An 18251-nucleotide genomic window follows, 5' to 3' on the forward strand; every position below is an offset into this window, starting at 1 on the left:
GGGGGCTCGCATGTACTTGACGATGCAGGACGACGGCCGGCTTCAGCGAACGGTCTTCAGCGCCACCGCTGGGTCCGAGCTCGGCCTGTCCGAGCTGAGCGGCAGGCACGTCGCCGACATCGCGATCGTCGGCGGCGGCATCGGCGGCTGCTCGGCCGCACTGCATGCCGCCGAGGGCAGCTCGCGGGTCGTCCTGCTGGAGGCCAACCGGATCGGCTGGGGCGCGTCAGGACGCAACGGCGGTCACGTCGCGCCGGCTACCAAGCACGATCCCGACGAGGTGATCGCCCGCTACGGGCACGAAGCGGGCCAGCGCCTGATCGACGCGGCGGAGCAGGGACCGTCGCTGGTCGGCGATCTGGTGGCGCGCCACGGCATCGACTGCGAGTACTCGGTGCCCGGCATCATCTCGGCGGCCCACACGCCGGCCGCGATGGAGACGCTGGCCAGGCGCGTTGACTACTGGCAATCGTTCGGCCGTCCGGTCGAGCTGCTCGATCGCCGCCGCGCGGCAGAGATGATCGGCAGCGACTATTACCTCGGCGCCTGGCTCGACCGTCGTGGCGCCAAGCTCAATCCCATGGCCTATGTCCGTGGGCTGGCGCGTGCGGCGGTGAAGGCCGGCGCTTCGCTCTATGAAGGAACGCGCGCAACGCGACTCGAGCGCCAGGGAAGCCGCTGGAAGATCACGACGCCCAACGGCGAGGTCGAGGCCGACATGGTCTTCCTCTGCACCAACGCCTACACCGACGATCTGTGGCCGGGATTGCGCCAGACCTTCGTGCCGGTGCGTGCCTTCCAGTTCGCTAGCCGGCCGCTGCGCGACAACATCCGCAAGACCATCCTGCCCGGCGGCCAGCCGATGACCGATTCGCGGCGCCTCCTGTCCGGCGTTCGCCTTCACTCCGACGGCCGGCTGCAGTTCGGCGGCCAGGGCCCGGCCTTCGGGCCGCAGGGCGAGCCGGCCTGGCGGGCGACGCTGGCGCGTCTGCGCAGCATCTTCCCGCAACTCGGCGATTTCGAGACCGACTTCTGGTGGACGGGCTTCATGGCGATGAACGGCGACAATTCGTGGCACATCCACGAGCTGGGGCCGGGCCTGCTGGCGATGGCTGGCTGCAATGGTCGCGGCGTCGCGCTCGCCACCATCTATGGCCGGGAATTTGCTCGCTACGCCCACGGCACGCCCGCCAGGGAGTTCGTCCTCCCGCCAACGCCGCCGCGCCGCATCTTCGCTCATGGACTGGTGCGTCCGTTCGTGTCGGCGCTGATCCAGTACTACGCGGCGCGCGACGCCATCGAGGTTCGCCGGCTGGAGCGCGAGCGTCCCAAGCCGATCTGAGGAGACGACGATGCCCCGAGCTCCGCTGGATGATTCTCCGTCGACGCCTCCATCGTACTGGGCAGCGACGGCCACGCCCGCGCCCGCGATTCCCGAGTTCGATGGCAGCGAACGCGCCGACTTCGTCGTGGTCGGAGCGGGCTACACCGGTCTCTCCGCGGCGTTGCATCTGGCCGAGCGCGGCCTGTCGTTGCTGGTGCTCGACGCCAACGAGCCGGGATGGGGCGCATCGGGCCGCAACAACGGCCAGGTCGTCGCGGCGCTGAAGCATGAGCCGCATGAGATCGAGGAGCAGTTCGGCAAGGAGCGCGGCAGCGAGCTCATCCGTGTCGTGGGGCAGGGGCCCGATCTCGTCTTCGGACTCATCGAGCGCTACGGCATGCAATGCGATGCGCGTCGCTCTGGCATCCTGACAGCGGCGCATTCGCCGGCCAGCCTCTCCGACCTGCAGCGCCGCGTGGATGTGTGGCGCAGCCGTGGCGCGCCGCTTCAGATGCTGTCGCGCGCCGAGCTGGAGAGCCGCAGCGGCACGGCCTACTACTTCGGCGGCTGTCTCGATCCGCGCGGCGGCGCCATCAACCCGCTGGGCTATGCACGCGGCCTGGCGGCCGCGGTGCTGTCGCGCGGCGGCGTGATCCGGCGTGGCGCGCATGTGCGCCGCATCGTGCGCGCCGGCGCGCGCTGGCGGCTCGAGCTGCAGCGCGGCTCGGTCGACGCCGACAAGGTCATCCTCGGCACCAACGCCTACACCGACGATCTCTGGCCCGGTCTCCGGAAGACCTTCCTGCCGGCACGCACGCCGCAGCTCGTCAGCCGGCCGCTGCGCGACAACATCGCGCGATCGATCCTGCCGGACGGGCAGATCATGTCGGACACGCGCTACCTGACGGTCGGCGTCCGCATGCATGCCGACGGCCGCATGCATCTCGGCGGCGGCAACGGAACGGCGGGCGCCGACGTGCCGGCGCTCTACGAGCCGCTCGCGCGCCAGGCCAACATCCTGTTTCCCAATCTGGGCGACGTGGAATGGGAGTATCGCTGGACCGGCTGGATGGCGATGACTCCCGACCGCTATCCGCGGCTGTTCGAGCTGGCGCCTAACGCCGCAGCCGCGCTGGGCTACAGCGGGCGCGGAATTTGCACCGCCACCATCATGGGCCGCGAGCTGGCGCGCTGGGCGGCCGGCGAGGCGACGATCGACGAGCTCGCTTTGCCTGCCTCGAGCTTCCGTCGCCTGCCGTACTACGCGTTGCGCAGACCGCTGGTCGACGGCGCCGTCCTCTACCACAGCCTGCGCGATCGGCCGTCACGGCATGCGCGCGCAAGCTGATGTCATAAAATAGAATGGTGGTCTATTTTGCTGTTGATGCGACTTCACTCGATGTTATCGTTCGCCCGACTGGCGTAGTGCAGCGGAGCGATGCCGTACGATTGGAACTTCCTCGTCATTCTCAAGTATCTGCCCAAGATCATCGAGGGCGGCCTGCACACACTCGCTCTGGCGGGGGCGTCGATCGCCATCGCCGCGCCATTGGGCGTCTTCCTCGGCATCGTGAGGCACCAGCGCATTCCGTTCCTGCTGCCAATCGCCGTCGTCTACATCGACTTCTTCCGCACCTCCGTCGCGCTGGCGCTGATCTACTGGTGCTATTTCGCGCTGCCGGTGCTGCTCGGCGTCAATCTCAGCACCTTCACCGCGGTCGCGATCGCGATCTCGCTGCAGGCCGCGGCCTACATGGCCGAGCTGGTGCGCGCCGGGCTGAGCTCGATATCGCGCGGTCAGTGGGAAGCGGCACGGGCGCTCGGCATGCCGGGGCACGTGCGCATGCGCTACATCATCCTGCCGCAGGCGGCGCGGCGGATGATCCCGCTGTTCTTCCTGCTCATGATCGAGATCGTGAAGACCACGACGCTTGCCGGTGTCGTGACCTATCCGGAGATCGTGTACGAGGCTTACCGCGTCGCCACCGAGATCTATCGCCCGATCGAGACATTCACGCTGGTCGGCCTGGTCTGCTTCGGCTTCCTGTTCACGGCCGGCCGCGTGGCGATCTGGCTGGAACGGCGCTTCGCCATCGTGGAGCGCTGATCGCCGATGACCTACCAATGGAACTTCGACTTCCTGTGGCAGATGCGGCCGCTGCTGCTGCAGGGCCTGGCCAACACGGCGAAGCTCTGGCTGGTGGCTCTTTCCTGCGGGTTGCTGATCGGCCTCGTCATGGGCATCTTCCGTACCGCGCCATCGCGCACGCTGCGCACCATCGGCACCTTCTATGTCGAGACGATCCGCAACACGCCGGGCATGGTGCAGCTGATCTGGTTCTACTTCGCCCTGCCGATCCTGACCGGCATGCAGAGCTCGGCCTGGGTGGCGGCGTCCGTCTCGCTGGCGATCTACACCGGCGCCTACTCCGCGGAGATCTATCGCGCCGGCATCGTCTCGATCGAGAACGGACAGTGGGAGGCGGCGCGGGCACTGGGCTTCGGCTATCGCGACCAGATGCGCTACGTCATCCTGCCGCAGGCCTTGATGCGGATGATCCCGGCCTTCGGCAACCGCGCGATCGAGCTGGCCAAGGCCACGACGCTGGCCTCGACCATCGCCTTCGGCGAGCTGCTCTACACGGCGAAGACCATCGCGGAGGACCAGATGCGGCCTCTCGAGACCTTCACCGCCGTCACCTTGATGTTCACCGCCGTCCTGCTGCCCGTCAGCTACTTCTTCATCTGGCTCGAGCGGCGGATGGCCAACCGTGCAGGGCAGCATCGTGATTGAGGTCCTGCGCCTCGAAGGGCTTACCAAGTCGTACGGCACCGTTCCGGTGCTGAAGGGCATCGACCTCACGGTGCGGCGCGGCGAGACGGTCTGCCTGATCGGCGCCTCGGGGTCGGGTAAGAGCACGCTGCTGCGCTGCGTGAACTTCCTGGGCTATCCGACCAGCGGTCGGGTGTATCTCGAAGGCAAGCTCGTCGGACGGGAAGGCCGCGACCGTGCCGGCAAGCCGGTGATGACCTATCGCGAGTCCGAGCTCTGCGCGGTCCGGGCCCATGTCGGCATGGTGTTCCAGCAGTTCAATCTCTTCCCGCACATGACGGCGGAAGAGAACGTGATGATCGCGCCGATCAAGATCCGCGGCCGGTCGAGGGCCGAGGCGCGCGACCTCGCGGCGCTGCACCTGCGTAGGGTCGGCATCCTCGACAAGGCCAAGAGCTATCCCGGCCAGCTCTCCGGCGGCCAGCAGCAGCGTGTTGCCATCGCGAGAGCGCTGGCCATGGAACCGGCCATCATGCTGTTCGACGAGGCCACGTCGGCGCTCGATCCCGAGCTGGTGGGCGAAGTGTTGCTGGCCATGCGCCAGCTGGCGCAGGACGGCACCACGATGCTCGTCGTCACGCACGAGCTGGGCTTCGCCTACAACGTGGCGCATCGCGTCGCCTTCCTGCACGACGGGACGATCCACGAGGAGGGGCCACCCGAGAAGGTGCTGGCCAATCCCGAGAAAGCCCGCACCAAGGACTTCCTGCGCGGCCATACGACGTTCCGTATGCCCGAGCCCAAGCTTTGACCGCGTTCCGTTTTTAAATGGGAAGAGGAGATCGGCGATGAGCGATATGACGAGACGGGGAATGGGAATGGCGGCCGCCCTGGCCGCGGTGGGAGCGGGCCTGGTGGCCACCTCGCGCACGGCCCAGGCACAGGCCGGAAAATCGACCTGGGAGCGCATCCAGGAAACCAAGACGCTGCGCATGGCGGCGCCGATCTCCGAGCCCTTCCTCTGGAAGGACGTCACCAACAGCGACAAGCCCGGCTCGGTGAAGGTCGGCGACGTGCTGTGGCGCGGCCTGGCCGTCAACGTCTGCAAGCAGCTGGCCGACGCGCTCGACGTCAAGCTCGAGATGGTCGACACCACCTACGGCAATGGCGTCGCCGGCCTGCAGGCCAACCAGTTCGACCTGATCTTCGCCCTGGACGGCACGCCCAAGCGCGCTGCCGTCGTCGATTTCGTGCCGCAGGCGCTGCTGTGGTACGGCACGGCGATCCTGGCCAAGTCGGGCACGGCTATCGACACGTGGAAAGCGATCGACGACGCCAAGCTGCAGATCGGCGTGCCGGTCGGCACGACCATGGAAACGGAGATCATGCGCCGCGCCCCCGGCGCCAAGCTCGAGCGCTTCCAGAACATTCCCGAGATGATCGCGGCGTTCCAGGCTGGCCGCGTGGGGGCAATCTCCTCCTCGTTGACGGGCATGACGCTCGCCAGTGCGCGCTTGCCGAACTCGATCGTCGCCATGCCGAATCCGCCGGCACTCTTCCCGGCGACGGCGTCCATCCGCCAGGAACTCGATCCGCGCTGGCGCAACTTCCTGACGACGTCGTTTGCGTACCTGGCCAATTCCGGCTTCGTTCAGAACGCTTTGAATGAAGCGTACGCATTTCGCGGTGTCGACATAAGCAAGCTTCAACCTGTGGTAATTCGCTAGCTCTTGAGCGGCACGGGAGGTAGCGTACCATCGTCATGCCAGCCTTGCGGCCTGAGGCCTGACCGAAGAGCCGGAGGCGAAGCGCGGCATGACCTCCCGGCCGAAGCGCTCGATCGACGACAGGATGCTCTTGCGGTCGGTGATGGCTTCCATGAACAGAACGAAGCGCTGGACGCCAAAGTTCGCATGGATCTCCTGCAGGGCCTTGTAGATGCGGTCGGGCGGCCCCACGAGGGCCTGTTGCGCGATGACCTCGGCGAGCTTGTCGCGGGCGATCGGTTGGCCGTCCGGGCCGACGTGGCGGTTCCTGGCCTGCGGGACATGCGGCCAGTCGCCGTTCCGAAACGACTGCTTCAGCTTTTCGGCGAGCGCGGCCCGCGAGGCCTCGTCATCGGCGACGACGACCACGAGCGCGTGGATATGGTCTGTCGGCGCGCTCGCCGCTTCGGCGTAGAGGCGTTCGGTGGCCATACGCGCCTCCAGAGGCGTGCCCCAGTAATGCAGCAGCGGCAGCCCGTTGGCGGCGGCGAACGCCACTGTGGACGGCGTCGTGCTGGCGAGAAACAGAGGAGGATGCGGGCTGGTCCGCGGCCGCGGATTGACGCTTACCGGCCCGAACGTCGCCCATCGATTCCGGGCGGAGACTTCTTTACTGCGCCAAGCATCGAGAAGAACCGAAGCCGTGCATTCCACTTCGTCGGTCCAGCGCTCCGGGTCGATCCCGAAGGCCTCGAACTCGGCGAGGTAGCCGCCGCGGCCAATCCCGAAGTCGAACCGCCCACCGCTGCACTGGTCGAGAAGGGCGGCCTGCTCGGCCAGCTGCAGCGGATGGTAGAGGGGCGCCAGCGTGACGGCGGTCCCCACCCGCAGGCGGCAGGTCTGGCCGAGGAGGAATGCGGCCAGTGTCAGCGCCGAGGGATTGATGCCGAACGGAATGAAATGATGCTCGGTGACCCAGACATCATGGTAACCGAGCTGCTCGGCAAGGCGCGCTTCCTTGAGAACGAGCTCGAAGACCTCGTCATCGGACCGGCCGAGCTGCGCGCCGCAATTGAGGAACAGGCCAAAGCTCACCATGGCTGTCTTGCTCCGCGATCACTTACTTTCCTGGTTGCCTCATCTGTCCAGCGCCTTGGCTCTTGGCGTTGTGCATCGACAATTCGAGGCCGCCCGTGAACGGCAGCGTCATGGTGCTGAGCCCGTTGGCTGGATCGTTGATGAAGGCCCGTCCGGTCGCGAATCGCAGGCATGTTGGGTCGCGGCAAGCCGCGTCCGCCACGGCGAGAATGTCGACAGGCCGGTACGGGGGCGACGGCCGTTGGAAACGCGCGGCGGCATCCTCCCCTCGACCTGCCAGCGATGCACGGTGCGCCTTACCGCGCCGAGCAGATCGGCGGCTTTCTGTAGGTCCCGCAACGCTCGCGCCCCACGGCATGGCCGGCTCCATCGAACGCGCCCTACTTGGTGAGGATCAATTTCTCCGAGGCGGTCACCCGGAGACGGTAGATGCTGCTGCCGTGTCGGATGAGAAGCTCGCGACCTCCTTGGAGGAGATCGATGCTCTCGATCGACGGGATAGTCGGCGCGTCGCGCGTGGAAGAGAGAGGTGCGTCTGCTTTGGCGGCGTGTCCCAAGGCGTTCATGGCTTGACTCCATGTAATGCGACTAGTTCTTAATTGCATATACTGGATTGGCCGTCAACCAGCGGGACTTTCGAGCGTCCGCCAAACCAGGGCCGAAGACGCCATCAGCCGTGCGCAGGGAGCGATTCTCGACCATTCAATGCGCAGTCTCGCGATAGATCGTATCGTTGCCCTGATCGGTCAGCTCGGCTTGCGGGACGAGGAAGTAAGGGGCCCGATGTAGGGTCGAGCGGATCGGCCGTGGCTTGCTGCGCGGCCAATGGTGAGTATTCTGAGGTGATGAACCCGGCTTCTTCTCGGAAACCGGGTCCACCGCGTCAGGCAGCGACTTTCGCGAATCTGCCCGCGTTGAAGTCATCGATCGCCTGCCGGATCTCGGCTTCGCTGCTCATGACGAACGGCCCGTAACCCACGATCGGCTCGTCGATCGGCTCGCCGGTGAGCACCAGCAGCGTCGCATCGCCGTCGGCGTGGATCGCCACATCACGGCCCTCGCGGCCGAGCAGCACCATCTCGGCCTCGTCGGCCTCCTGAGACCCGTTCACGGTCACGTGGCCGCCCAGCACCACCAGCATGGCTGTGTGGCTTGCCGGGAGGTCGAGCGTCAGGTCGGCGTCCCGATTGAGCCGAACATCCCAGACATTGATCGGCGTGAAGGTCCGCGCCGGTCCCTTCGCCCCCAGCAGCTCGCCGGCGATGATACGCGCCTTGCCCGCGCCGCCCGGCAACTCCACCACCGGGATGTCCGCGGAGACGATCGCCTGGTAGCCGCCGGGTGCCATCTTGTGCTTGGCCGGCAGGTTGACCCAGAGCTGCACCATCCGGAACGGCCCGCCGGTCTTGGCGAAGGCCGGCGAGTGATACTCCTCGTGCAGGATGCCGCCGGCCGCGGTCATCCACTGGACGTCACCCGGCCCGATGATGCCACCATGGCCGGCAGAATCGCGATGCTCGACCTCGCCGTCATAGACGAGGGTCACAGTCTCGAACCCGCGATGGGGGTGCTGGCCGACACCGCGCCGGGCCTTGGTTGGCTCGAAGTAGTGCGGCCCCGCATAGTCGAGCAGCAGGAACGGGCTGATGTGCTCGCCCAGCGTGTTGTAGGAGAAGAGCGAGCGCACCGGGAAACCGTCGCCCACCCAGTGGCCGCGGTTGTTGCCGTAGCGGCCGACGACCTTCTTGCTCATGGTGTCCTCCAAATCGACTGGCCGATTCAATGCCAGCCTGTCAGACGGTAGATGGGGTTGGGACGACCAGCGGGAAAGATTGCCTTGATCGACGCAGCGTCCTATTAGTGGGACGATGCAGGACCTCAACGACCTCTACTATTTCGCCCAGGTCGTCGACTATGGCGGCTTTGCTGCCGCCGCGCGCGCCCTCGGCATCCAGAAGTCGAAGCTCAGCCGGCGCATCCTGCGGCTCGAGGAGCGGCTGGGCGTGCGGCTGCTCAACCGCTCCTCGCGCCGCTTCTCGGTGACCGAGATCGGGCGCGAATTCCACGACCGGTGCGTCGCCATGCTGGTCGAGGCGGAAGCGGCGGAGCAGGTGATCGCCGAGACACGCGCCGAGCCGCGGGGCGTGATCAAGCTGAGCTGTCCGGTCGCGCTGGTCTCTTCCCAGTTCGGGGCGCTGATCGCGCGCTTCATGGTCGAGAACCCTGCCGTCGAGATCCATCTCGAAAGCACCAACCGCCGCGTCGACGTGATCGCCGAGGGGTTCGACGTCGCGATCCGCGTGCGGTTCCCGCCGCTCGAGCCCACGGACCTCGTGATGCGCCGGCTCGATGAGAGCACGCAGTGCCTGGTGGCCAGTCCAGCGCTGGTCAATGCGGCCCTGAGATCGCCCGCCGACCTGGTTGGCCTGGCGAGCCTCGATCTCGGCCCGCCGCGCCGCGACCATCAATGGCAGCTGGAGAGCGTGGAAGGCCAGACGGCGGCCGTGCCCCATCATCCCCGGCTTGCAACCGACGACATGGCTGCGCTGCGCCAGGCGGCGATCGCCGGCGTGGGGGTCGTGCAATTGCCGACGATCATGATCTGGCAGGACATCGAGGCCGGCCGGCTCCTCCATGTGCTGCCCGACTGGCGGCCGCGCGCCGGCATCGTCCACGCCGTCTTCCCGTCACGGCGCGGCCTTCTGCCTTCGGTGCGAGGCTTGCTGGATTTTCTGGCACGGGAATGTGCGGCCCAAAGGCGACTGGCGGCGGATACGCTGGGCAAGCATGAAGGACCAGGATGATGTGCGGCGGTCCAGAAGGACTGGCGTGCACTGAATTCCAAGCGCGCAAGCGCTGTTCTTACCGACTGCGGTAAGAAAGGCGCACCCATGCGAATTACCGCCAAGGGCCAAGTCACCATCCCCCAGGACGTGCGAGAGCGCGCGGGGCTCATGCCAGGAACGGATGTCGAGTTCGAGATCGAGGGCGGCGTCGTGCGCCGTGTTAAGGCGCGGGCAGGTGGCCGCCGTCGGACCCGGGGGCAGAAGCTGGTGGACAGCCTCCGCGGGCGCGGCGACTTCAAGATGACGACCGATGAAATCGTTGCGTTGATGCGCGGCCCTTCCGCCGATGAAGGCTGAACCGTCGAGCCATGATCCTTGTCGATTCCAACGTGCAGGCAGTGGACTGGCCCGAGGACGGCCACGTCGTCCGACTCCGCAGCGCGGCGATCCTTCTCTCACCGACAAGCCAGGTTCTGGATCTTCGGACCTGCGGGCGCGCTCGCTGGACGCGGCGTCGCGCAGCGAAGGATCTCACCGCCGCTTGCTGCAAGCGTACTCTGGAACTTCTGGCATGAGATCGTTTCCTTTGGCTTCGCTCAGGACAGGCGCTGCGCTCAGGATGACAGGAGAGATACGCTCGGCCGTGTCGGGAAGTCGTGCACGACGACCTCCTCCGACGCGGTGTCGAGCACGGCGCAGCTCAGCTGCCGGCCGTTGCGCGGGTCGCGGGCATCGCCGGCCGAGCCGGGATTGACCACCAGCACCCGGCCGACGCGACGAACGACCTGCTGGTGGGTGTGGCCGTAGAGCACGATGTCGGCATCGGCCTCGCCGAAGCGCTGCAGCTGGGAGCTGGTGGGAATTACATAGCTGCCGCGCGGCTCCCAGGGCGTCGAGTGCACCATCAGGATGCGCTTGCCGCCGATTTGCAGCGCGCGCCGATGCGGCTGCCCGGCGAGCCAATCGAGCAGGGGGCGGTCGATGTCCGCGCGGGCACGCGCCCGCTCGCCTTCCGGCGCGAGGAAGATCTCCTCGTGATTGCCCAGGATGGTGAGCGCGTCGAGCTCGCGCAGCCGGCCGATCACGGCGTTGGAGAAGCTGTACTCGAAGATGCTGTCGCCGAGGCACAGCAGCGCATCGATCGAGCCCATCGTCTCGAGGGCTCGATCGAGACCATCGATGTTGCAGTGCAGGTCGGAAACAATACCGAGCTTCAACGATGGCCTCTGGTTCGGTTGGCGTGCCGTCGCGATCGTTGGTTCACCGCAGCTGCCGGGGCACAATGGCCTGCGGGCGCGCGCCGTCCGGCTCTGGTCTTAGAGCACACCCCGGCCGGCCGGAACAGCCGGACAGGGTGTGGATGCCAAGCAATGGCGACCGCATGACCCACTCATCATGGTCCAATATGCAGAACCCTCGCTGCAAGTGAGGCGACGCTCCTGCGCCCGCGAGCGTTCCGGGGCATTCGGCCGCCTGCCGTACGGCGGCAGCTGCTATCATGCCAGCCTTGCTTCAAGAGGGGAGCTCGTACGGGCCATGAAAGAAAACAGCATCAGGCGGGCGGTGCGCGAGGGGCGGGCAGCACTTGGGACCGGGCTCAAGGAGTTCGCCTCGCGCGGGGTGCCGTGGATCATCGAAGCCTCCGGCTTCGACTATTGCATGATCGATCACGAGCATGGCGCCTTCGACCTCGAGTCGATCGCCGATCTTGCCGGCTGGTTCCAAGCCACCGACGTCTCGGCAATCGTGCGGATCCACAAATCGTTCACCCATCTGATCCCCGCCATCCTCGACCAGGGGATCATGGGCATCCAGGTCTCGGACGTCGACAGCGCCGAGGAGGCGCGCGAACTCGTGCGCGAGGCGAAGTATCCGCCTCTTGGCAATCGCGGTATCTCGGGGCAGGGGATGCACACCGGTTACAGGAGCCATGGCGCCCGTCACGCGTCGGAGTATGCGCCGTGGGCCAATGCCAACATCATCGTCTGCGTCTCGATCGAGTCACTCGAGGGCCTGGGGAACGTCGAGGCGATCGCGGCCGTCGAGGGCATCGACATGGTCGCCTATGGCCATTCGGATCTCAGCGCGCGCCTGGGTGTTCATCTCCAGCTCGAGCATCCGACATTCAAGGCGGCCGTGCGGCGGATCGCCGAGGCCTGCAACGCGCAGGGCAAGCTGGCCCGAGGGTCGGCGGAAACCGAGGAGCAGATCGAGGAGTACTGGCGGCTCGGCTGCAAGGTGCTGAACCTGCCAGGCAACGACGTCAGCACCTTGCTCGACGGCCTGAAGGCGCGCGCCGCCCGCGCCCATGCGCGGCTGAAATCGATCGGTGTTCCGACGCCGTGAGGCGGGGTCTCGGGGCGCCGTCTTGACTTGAAGCGCCTTTGAGAATGACCTCAGGCTGAGGTTTTGCGGTGGATCGGGAGAGACACGATGCGATTGCGGGGCAAGGTGGCGCTGCTGACCGGGGCGGCGGCGGCAATCAAGGGCGAGCTGATGGGCTTCGGCGGAGCGGCGGCGCATTTGTTCGTGCGCGAGGGCGCCAAGGTGGTGCTGACCGATATTCGCGACGAGCTGGGCGAGCGTGCGGCGGCTTCGCTGCGTGCCGACGGGCACGACGCGCGCTACCTGCATCTCGACGTGACGTCGGAGCAGAACTGGACCCGGGTGGTGGACGCGGTGATGGCGGCGCACGGCCGGCTCGACATCCTGTTCAACAACGCCGGCGTCGCCTTTCCCGGCAAGGTCGAGGACATCACGGTGGAGATCTGGGAACGCGAGCTCGGGGTTCATGCCAAGGGAGTCTTCCTGGGCGCCCGCACGGCGATCCCGGCGATGCGCAAAGGCGGCGGCGGGTCGATCATCAACACGTCCTCGGTCATGGGGATCGTCGGCAGCCCGACCTCGCCGGCCTATTCGGCCGCCAAGGGCGCCATCACGATCTTCACCAAGTCGGCCGCGCTGCAATATGCCAGGGAGAATATCCGCATCAATTCGGTGCATCCGGGCTATGCCGACACGCCGCTGACCGACAAGCGCTTCAGCGATCCCGCGGTGCGCCAGGCATTGATCGATCGCACGCCGATGGGACGGCTTGGCACCGCCGAGGATATCGCCAACGGCGTGCTGTTCCTGGCGTCGGACGAATCGTCGTGGATCACCGGCTCGGAACTGGTGATCGATGGCGGCATGACGGCGCAGTAGGCGCACAAGCCTGTCAATCTGAGCGAAGCGAGGCGTTTGGTCGCTTCGGCAGGCCGGTCCAGACATCGGCGGGCACCGGCGGGCGCATGGGTTGCAGCAGGCCGAGGTGGTCGATCACGATGAACCGTGGCGCTTCATCGAGCTCGCTCTCACCTCGCGGCTCGGCGATTCCGGCTGTAGCGGCTCGTCACCGGTCGCAGGCCAAGGTTTTCGCGCAAGGTCGTGCCTTCGTACTCGGTGCGGAACAGGCCGCGGCGCTGCAGCTCGGGGACGACCATGGAGACGAAATCCTCAGCCCCGCAGGGCAGGGTGGCCGGTGTGACGTTGAAGCCATCGCAGGCCGACGTCTCGAACCATTCCTGCATGGTATCGGCGATGTCGGCAGGCGTGCCGATGTGCGCCGAGCCGGTGATGCCTGATCGAAGATAGAGCTCGCGGATCGTGGGCTTCTCGCGTCTCATCCGCTCGACGAACTGGGTGCTGAGGCTGCGCAGTTCCTGCGGGCCCAGCGCATCGTCGGGTACGGGCTCGTCCAGCGCATGGGCGGAGAGGTCGCCGAACGCGCTGTAGAGCGCGCCCAGGCCGGCCAGCGGGTCGAACAGGGCCTGCAGGGCGTCGTACTTGGCCTGGGCTTCGGCGCGCGTGCGGGCGACGACTGGACAGAGCGCCGGCATGATCTTCAGATCATCGGGCTCACGGCCGTACTTCGCCATCCGCCCCTTGACGTCGGCGTAGTAGGCGCGCGCGCCCTCGAGCGAGCCGGAGACCGCGTAGATGACCTCGGCGGTCGCGGCGCCGAGCTCCCGGCCCTGTTCCGAGGCGCCGGCCTGCACGATCACCGGATGGCCCTGCGGCATGCAAGCGACATTCAAGGGTCCGCGCACCTTGAAGAACCGCCCGTGGTGATTGAGCACGTGCATCTTTGCTTCGTCGAAGTAGCGGCCGCCCGCCTTGTCGAACACCAGCGCGCCGTCGTCCCAGCTGTCCCACAATCCCTTGACCACCTCGACGAACTCGGCCGAGCGGGCGTACCGCGTGTCGTAGTCGAGCGTTGTTTCCAGCCCGAAATTCTGCGCCTCGAGCTCCGACCAGGAGGCAACCACGTTCCAACCGGCGCGGCCCTTGCTGATCAGGTCGAGCGTGGCGAACTTGCGCGCGAGATTGTAGGGCTCGTTGTAGGTCGTGGAGGCCGTCGTCACCAGGCCGACGCGCCGCGTCACCATGGCCAGGGCCGGCAGCAAGGTCATCGGTTCGAGCTCGACCATGTCCCGGCCGGTGCGGGCCAGCGAGCCGGGCGGCGTGTCGCCCTGGCGAATGCCGGCGCCGTCGGCAAAGAAGATCATGTCGAGCTTGCCGCGCTCTGCCGTGTGGGCGCTGCGTACGTAGTGCTCGACGTGCAGCGTGCCGTCGGCCGGCACGTCGGGATGGCGCCAGGCGGCCGGGTGATAGCCATGGCCGCGTATCGACAGGCCGAGCCGCATCTTGCGTGCCGTCATCGCTCCGTCTCCTTCCCGAGAGCCCGTGACCACGATGATATGCCATCGCCGAGGGCAGCGCGGGACCTTGGCGTGCGATGACAGCATTGTTGTCGGCCTGATACCATTGCTGCCCTCCCGCTCGCCACGCGCTGCGTCGCGTTCGCCCGTCTTCGTCAGGTCCTGTTGCGCAACGCGATCCGGCGGGTGAGCGACTTGACCTCCCGCCAGAGCGGCGAGATCACCCGGCCGGCGAGCGGAATGGCCAGCAGGCCGATGGCGAAGCCGGCGACGCCGGCGCCGGTGGCTTCTACCAGCCAGGCGATCAGTGCCGGCGCAAAAGGAACCGCGTGGGCGACGGCGGCACCCGCGTCGTGAAGCGCATGGGCGGGCCAGCCCAGGCCGTATTCCTCGAAACCGTGCAGAATGATGCCGCCGCCGACCCAGATCATCGCGGCGGTGCCGATGGTCGATAAAACGCCGAGCAGATGGGGCATGGCGTACACGATGGCGCGGCCGATCATCCGCAGCGGCGCGGCTGCCGCCGAAGCGGGCGACAGGCGCGCCAGCGCCAGGCCGAGATCGTCGGCTTTGACGATCAGGGCGACGACGCCATAGACCCCCGCCGTGATGCCGATGCCGACGAGGGCGAGGATGATCGCCTGGTTGACGATGCCGCCGCCGGGGACCGCGGCCAGCGTGATTGCCATGATCTCGGCCGAGAGGATGAAATCGGTCTTGATTGCGCTGGCGATCTTCTCGTCCTCGAAGGTCCTGGCGTCGAGCGCCACGGCTTCGAGGTCGGCTTCGTGGGCGTGCGCGTCGTGCGGGAGCAGGGCTTCGTAGACCTTCTCGGCGCCTTCGTAGCAGAGGTAGGCCCCGCCCAGCATCAGCAGCGGCGTTATCGCCTGGGGCAGCAGGAAGCTCAGCGCCAGCGCTGCGGGCAGCAGGATCAGCAGCTTGTTCTTGAGCGACCCCAGCGCGATCCGGCCGATGATCGGCAGCTCGCGCGACGGGCTGAAGTCGGTGAGATAGCGCGGCGTGACGGCCGTGTCGTCGATGACGACGCCGGCCGCCTTGGTGCCGGCCTTGGCCGCCTGGCCTGCGACGTCGTCGATCGACGCGGCGGCCGCTTTGGCCAGCGTCGCGATATCGTCGAAAAGGGCCACCAGACCAACGCTCATGTCACCACCACGCGAGTCGCCGGCGAGATTGCCGACGGAGAAGGACTGCCGAGGCACTCACCCCCCAAAAAGGCGCCTGTGGGCGACACTATACGGTGCTGGCGGCCATCGTTGACCCCTGAATGACGTGCCGGACCGCGCTCCCAGCCATGAGCCGATTGGACAGCGGCGCAGCCGGCAATAGACTGCTCGACCAGGGAGGGACGACATGCTCGACAAAGGCAGAGACCGCGCGTCCGGGACGCGGGCAGCGTCATGAGCGACACGGTCGAGATCCGCGATCCACGCTTTGCGTCGGTCGTCGGCGAGACGGTGGCCCTCGAGAAGCTCGCCACGGGGTTTCAGTTCACCGAGGGGCCGTTGTGGCACGCCGCGGGCCGCTACCTGCTGTTCAGCGACATGCCGGGCGATCACCTGCGCCGCTGGAGCGCCCGGGACGGCGTCACGACCTTCCGCCAGCCCTGCGCCCAGTCGAACGGGCTCGCCTGGGATCGCGAGGGCCGCCTGATCGTCTGCGAGCACGCGACGAGTCGGCTCACGCGGACGGAGGCCAACGGCGACATCACGGTGCTGGCGAGCCATCACGCCGACAAGGAGCTCAACAGCCCCAATGACGTCGTCGTGAGATCCGACGGCGCGATCTACTTCAGCGACCCGACCTACGGGCGCAACAAGTACTATGGCAATCCACGACCTGTGCCGCTCGATTTCCGCGGTGTCTATCGCGTTGCGCCGGATGGCGGGTCGCTCTCCCTGCTGGTCGACGATTTCGGCCAGCCGAACGGGCTCTGCTTCTCGCGTGACGAGCAGCAGCTGTACGTCAACGACACCGACCGCAAGCACATCCGCCGCTTCGACGTCCGCGCCGACGGCACCTTGGCGAACGGCCGGGTCTGGGCGGAGACCACCGGCGAAGGGGCCGGCGCGCCCGATGGCATGAAGATCGACAGTGCCGGCAACATCTATTGCTGCGGGCCGGGCGGCATTCACGTGTTTGCGCCGGATGCGGCATGCCTCGGCGTCATCCGGATGCCGGAGCACACCGCCAATTTCTGCTTCGGCGACGATGACCTGCGCAGCCTCTACGTGACAGCATCGACGTCGCTCTATCGGTTGCGGGTCGCCACGCCGGGCACGTCGCAGGGCCCAGATCGCCCGCGATCCGAGGCGGGACGAGGCTGACCTGGCGACAGCGGGGATGATGCAAGAACCGGGTAAGGGCCTGTCACGAAATAATCGAATCGAAACGGGTTGAACAACGCATTTAACGAATCAACTAAAATAAGTCAGGTCGGCGAGCAATGCGATATCTTGTAGGGCGTGATCGACGCTGACGCCATTCGTATGCGCTACGAGGCCGTGGCTGGCCATCTCGATGAGCGAGGACTGCGGTTGTTTGCTGCGAGTGAGGCGCGCGCCGCCGGGCGGGCGGCATCGCCTGGTGTCGCAGCTTACTGGCATCGCACGCAGCACGATTGGACGAGGCCTGAAGGACCTCGACAGGAAGCGGTGAAATCGGCCTCACGGCCGGATCCGTCGTAGTGGCGGTGGGCGTAAAGCAGCAAGCGTCGAACAACCTGGCTTACGCAAAGCCTTGCTGCGCCCTGGTGGCGTCGGCCACGCGCGGTGATCCGCAGGCCGACCTGCTGTGGGTCAGCCGCAGCCACCGGCATCTGTCGGCGGCGCTCGCCGAGCAGGATACCGCGCCAGCCGCAGCCTGGTCGGCCGCCTGCTCAACGACCTCGGCTTCAGCCTGCAAGCCAACGCCAAGACCGTGAAGGCGGCCAGCATCCCGATCGCGACGAGCAGTTCAAGTACATCAACGATGCCATCGAGCGCTTTCGACGTGGCAAACAGCCGGCCATCTCGGTCGACACCAGAAGAAAGAGCTGGTCGGCGATTTCAAGAACAACGGTCGCGAGTTGCGGCGCAAGGGGCCGGCCCGAGGCGTCCGCGTCGACGTCCATTCCCGGCAAGGGCAGAGCCATCTATGGGGTCTACGACATTGCCGCCAATGAAGAGCTGGTCGGTGTCGGGGTCGATCACGACACCGCCGCCTTCGCCGTCGAGCATCCGGCGCTGGTGGCAGTGCATGGGTCGCAAGCGCTATCCCGCCGCCACGCGCCTGTTGATCACCGCCGATTGCGGCGGCAACAATGGTGCGCGCGTCGAGCATGGAAGGTCGAGCTGAAGCTCGCCGACCAGACCGTGCGCTGACGATCTCATCGTCACTACCCGCCCGGCACGCCAGCGGAATTAAACTGCATCGAGCATCAGCGTTCCGGCTCCTCTGCATCAGCCAGAACTGGAGGGGCAAGCCCTTACCACTGGCTGAAAGTCATCGTCCAGCTCATCGCCGCCACCAAGACCACTCCGGTCCCCAACATCGCCTCTGCCATCGACGGCTCCCAATATCCAGGAAGCCAAGGTCTCCGACTGCGAGATCGCAAATCTCAAGATCAGATACGACGCTTTTCATCCTGAATGGAACTACACCTTCGTCCCACGGCGGCCTCCCAGTGACTCCGCGAAATGAAGCACTTATTTCGTGACAGTCCCTAAGCGCCGACCCCAGGAAGTTGATGAATCTCAAGATGGTAAGTCCGCCGCGCCGGTGATCGTCCCGGAGTGCGGGCCCGATAGACCGTCGCAGTCGCTGACAAGCGGCATCGCCTGCGCTCCGACCCGCCGGCGTGTGCTA

Annotated in this window: 17 protein-coding genes and 1 pseudogene; 12 read left to right on the forward strand and 6 right to left on the reverse strand. The window is 66.7% G+C overall.

The annotated features are described in order from the left end of the window. Positions 1 to 10 precede the first annotated feature (10 nt). The 6 genes from ACILR9_RS09220 (at position 11) to ACILR9_RS09245 (ending at position 5824) form a co-directional block, all read left to right on the forward strand. Entirely contained in the window at positions 11 to 1342 is a 1332-nt protein-coding gene (locus ACILR9_RS09220; protein ID WP_395709615.1) for an NAD(P)/FAD-dependent oxidoreductase, read from the forward strand. Between the two features lie 10 nt (positions 1343 to 1352). Further along, complete coding sequence (locus ACILR9_RS09225) at positions 1353 to 2672, forward strand: NAD(P)/FAD-dependent oxidoreductase (protein ID WP_395709616.1); 1320 nt, start codon at positions 1353 to 1355, stop codon at positions 2670 to 2672. Between the two features lie 90 nt (positions 2673 to 2762). Continuing rightward, the gene (locus ACILR9_RS09230) at positions 2763 to 3431 is read left to right on the forward strand and encodes an amino acid ABC transporter permease (protein WP_395709617.1); all 669 of its coding nucleotides are present in this window, start codon (positions 2763 to 2765) and stop codon (positions 3429 to 3431) included. Between the two features lie 6 nt (positions 3432 to 3437). Further along, positions 3438 to 4118, forward strand: a complete 681-nt coding sequence (locus ACILR9_RS09235; protein ID WP_395709618.1) for an amino acid ABC transporter permease — start codon at positions 3438 to 3440, stop codon at positions 4116 to 4118. Then, positions 4111 to 4908, forward strand: coding sequence for an amino acid ABC transporter ATP-binding protein (locus tag ACILR9_RS09240; protein WP_395709688.1), 798 nt, complete (start codon positions 4111 to 4113; stop codon positions 4906 to 4908). The genes ACILR9_RS09235 and ACILR9_RS09240 overlap by 8 nt, the downstream gene beginning before the upstream one ends. Before the next feature lie 37 nt (positions 4909 to 4945). Beyond that, positions 4946 to 5824 carry a transporter substrate-binding domain-containing protein gene (locus ACILR9_RS09245; protein WP_395709619.1) on the forward strand — a complete coding sequence of 293 codons (879 nt, stop codon included), beginning with the start codon at positions 4946 to 4948 and terminating at the stop codon, positions 5822 to 5824. Positions 5825 to 5857: 33 nt separating this feature from the next. On the opposite strand, the gene ACILR9_RS09250 is transcribed toward ACILR9_RS09245, so the two are convergent. The 3 genes from ACILR9_RS09250 to ACILR9_RS09260 all read right to left on the reverse strand — a co-directional run bounded on the left by ACILR9_RS09250 (position 5858) and on the right by ACILR9_RS09260 (position 8654). Further along, complete coding sequence (locus ACILR9_RS09250; protein WP_395709620.1) at positions 5858 to 6901, reverse strand: LLM class flavin-dependent oxidoreductase; 1044 nt, start codon at positions 6899 to 6901, stop codon at positions 5858 to 5860. A gap of 380 nt (positions 6902 to 7281) precedes the next feature. After that, positions 7282 to 7506, reverse strand: coding sequence for a hemin uptake protein HemP (gene hemP, locus ACILR9_RS09255; protein WP_395709621.1), 225 nt, complete (start codon positions 7504 to 7506; stop codon positions 7282 to 7284). Positions 7507 to 7784: 278 nt separating this feature from the next. Continuing rightward, on the reverse strand, positions 7785 to 8654 hold the full coding sequence (locus tag ACILR9_RS09260) for a pirin family protein (protein ID WP_395709622.1): 870 nt from the start codon (positions 8652 to 8654) through the stop codon (positions 7785 to 7787). Between the two features lie 115 nt (positions 8655 to 8769). Between ACILR9_RS09260 and ACILR9_RS09265 the strand changes: the two genes are divergently transcribed. Beyond that, positions 8770 to 9705 (forward strand): LysR substrate-binding domain-containing protein, encoded by a 936-nt coding sequence (locus ACILR9_RS09265; protein ID WP_395709623.1) that lies wholly within the window; start codon positions 8770 to 8772, stop codon positions 9703 to 9705. Positions 9706 to 9792: 87 nt separating this feature from the next. Next, complete coding sequence (locus tag ACILR9_RS09270; RefSeq protein ID WP_395709624.1) at positions 9793 to 10044, forward strand: AbrB/MazE/SpoVT family DNA-binding domain-containing protein; 252 nt, start codon at positions 9793 to 9795, stop codon at positions 10042 to 10044. 257 nt (positions 10045 to 10301) lie between these two features. On the opposite strand, the gene ACILR9_RS09275 is transcribed toward ACILR9_RS09270, so the two are convergent. Further along, complete coding sequence (locus tag ACILR9_RS09275; RefSeq protein ID WP_395709625.1) at positions 10302 to 10904, reverse strand: metallophosphoesterase family protein; 603 nt, start codon at positions 10902 to 10904, stop codon at positions 10302 to 10304. 319 nt (positions 10905 to 11223) lie between these two features. On the opposite strand from ACILR9_RS09275, the gene ACILR9_RS09280 reads away from it, so the two are divergent. Further along, positions 11224 to 12033, forward strand: coding sequence for an HpcH/HpaI aldolase/citrate lyase family protein (locus tag ACILR9_RS09280; protein ID WP_395709626.1), 810 nt, complete (start codon positions 11224 to 11226; stop codon positions 12031 to 12033). A gap of 87 nt (positions 12034 to 12120) precedes the next feature. After that, positions 12121 to 12891: an SDR family NAD(P)-dependent oxidoreductase gene (locus ACILR9_RS09285; RefSeq protein ID WP_395709627.1), complete on the forward strand. Its 771-nt coding sequence runs from the start codon at positions 12121 to 12123 to the stop codon at positions 12889 to 12891. 149 nt (positions 12892 to 13040) lie between these two features. Here the strand turns inward: ACILR9_RS09285 and ACILR9_RS09290 are convergent, their stop codons facing one another. Together ACILR9_RS09290 and ACILR9_RS09295 are read right to left on the reverse strand one after the other, a co-directional pair. Then, positions 13041 to 14387: an LLM class flavin-dependent oxidoreductase gene (locus tag ACILR9_RS09290; protein WP_395709628.1), complete on the reverse strand. Its 1347-nt coding sequence runs from the start codon at positions 14385 to 14387 to the stop codon at positions 13041 to 13043. 155 nt (positions 14388 to 14542) lie between these two features. Further along, a complete protein-coding gene (locus ACILR9_RS09295) occupies positions 14543 to 15550 on the reverse strand; it encodes a DUF808 domain-containing protein (RefSeq protein ID WP_395709629.1) in 1008 nt (335 codons plus the stop codon). A gap of 255 nt (positions 15551 to 15805) precedes the next feature. On the opposite strand from ACILR9_RS09295, the gene ACILR9_RS09300 reads away from it, so the two are divergent. Beyond that, entirely contained in the window at positions 15806 to 16732 is a 927-nt protein-coding gene (locus tag ACILR9_RS09300) for an SMP-30/gluconolactonase/LRE family protein (RefSeq protein WP_395709630.1), read from the forward strand. A gap of 444 nt (positions 16733 to 17176) precedes the next feature. After that, positions 17177 to 17741 (forward strand): annotated as a pseudogene (locus tag ACILR9_RS09305) (ISAzo13-like element transposase-related protein). Positions 17742 to 18251: the final 510 nt, after the last annotated feature.

The organism is Reyranella sp., from assembly GCF_044224635.1.
Taxonomy (GTDB): Bacteria; Pseudomonadota; Alphaproteobacteria; order Reyranellales; family Reyranellaceae; genus Reyranella.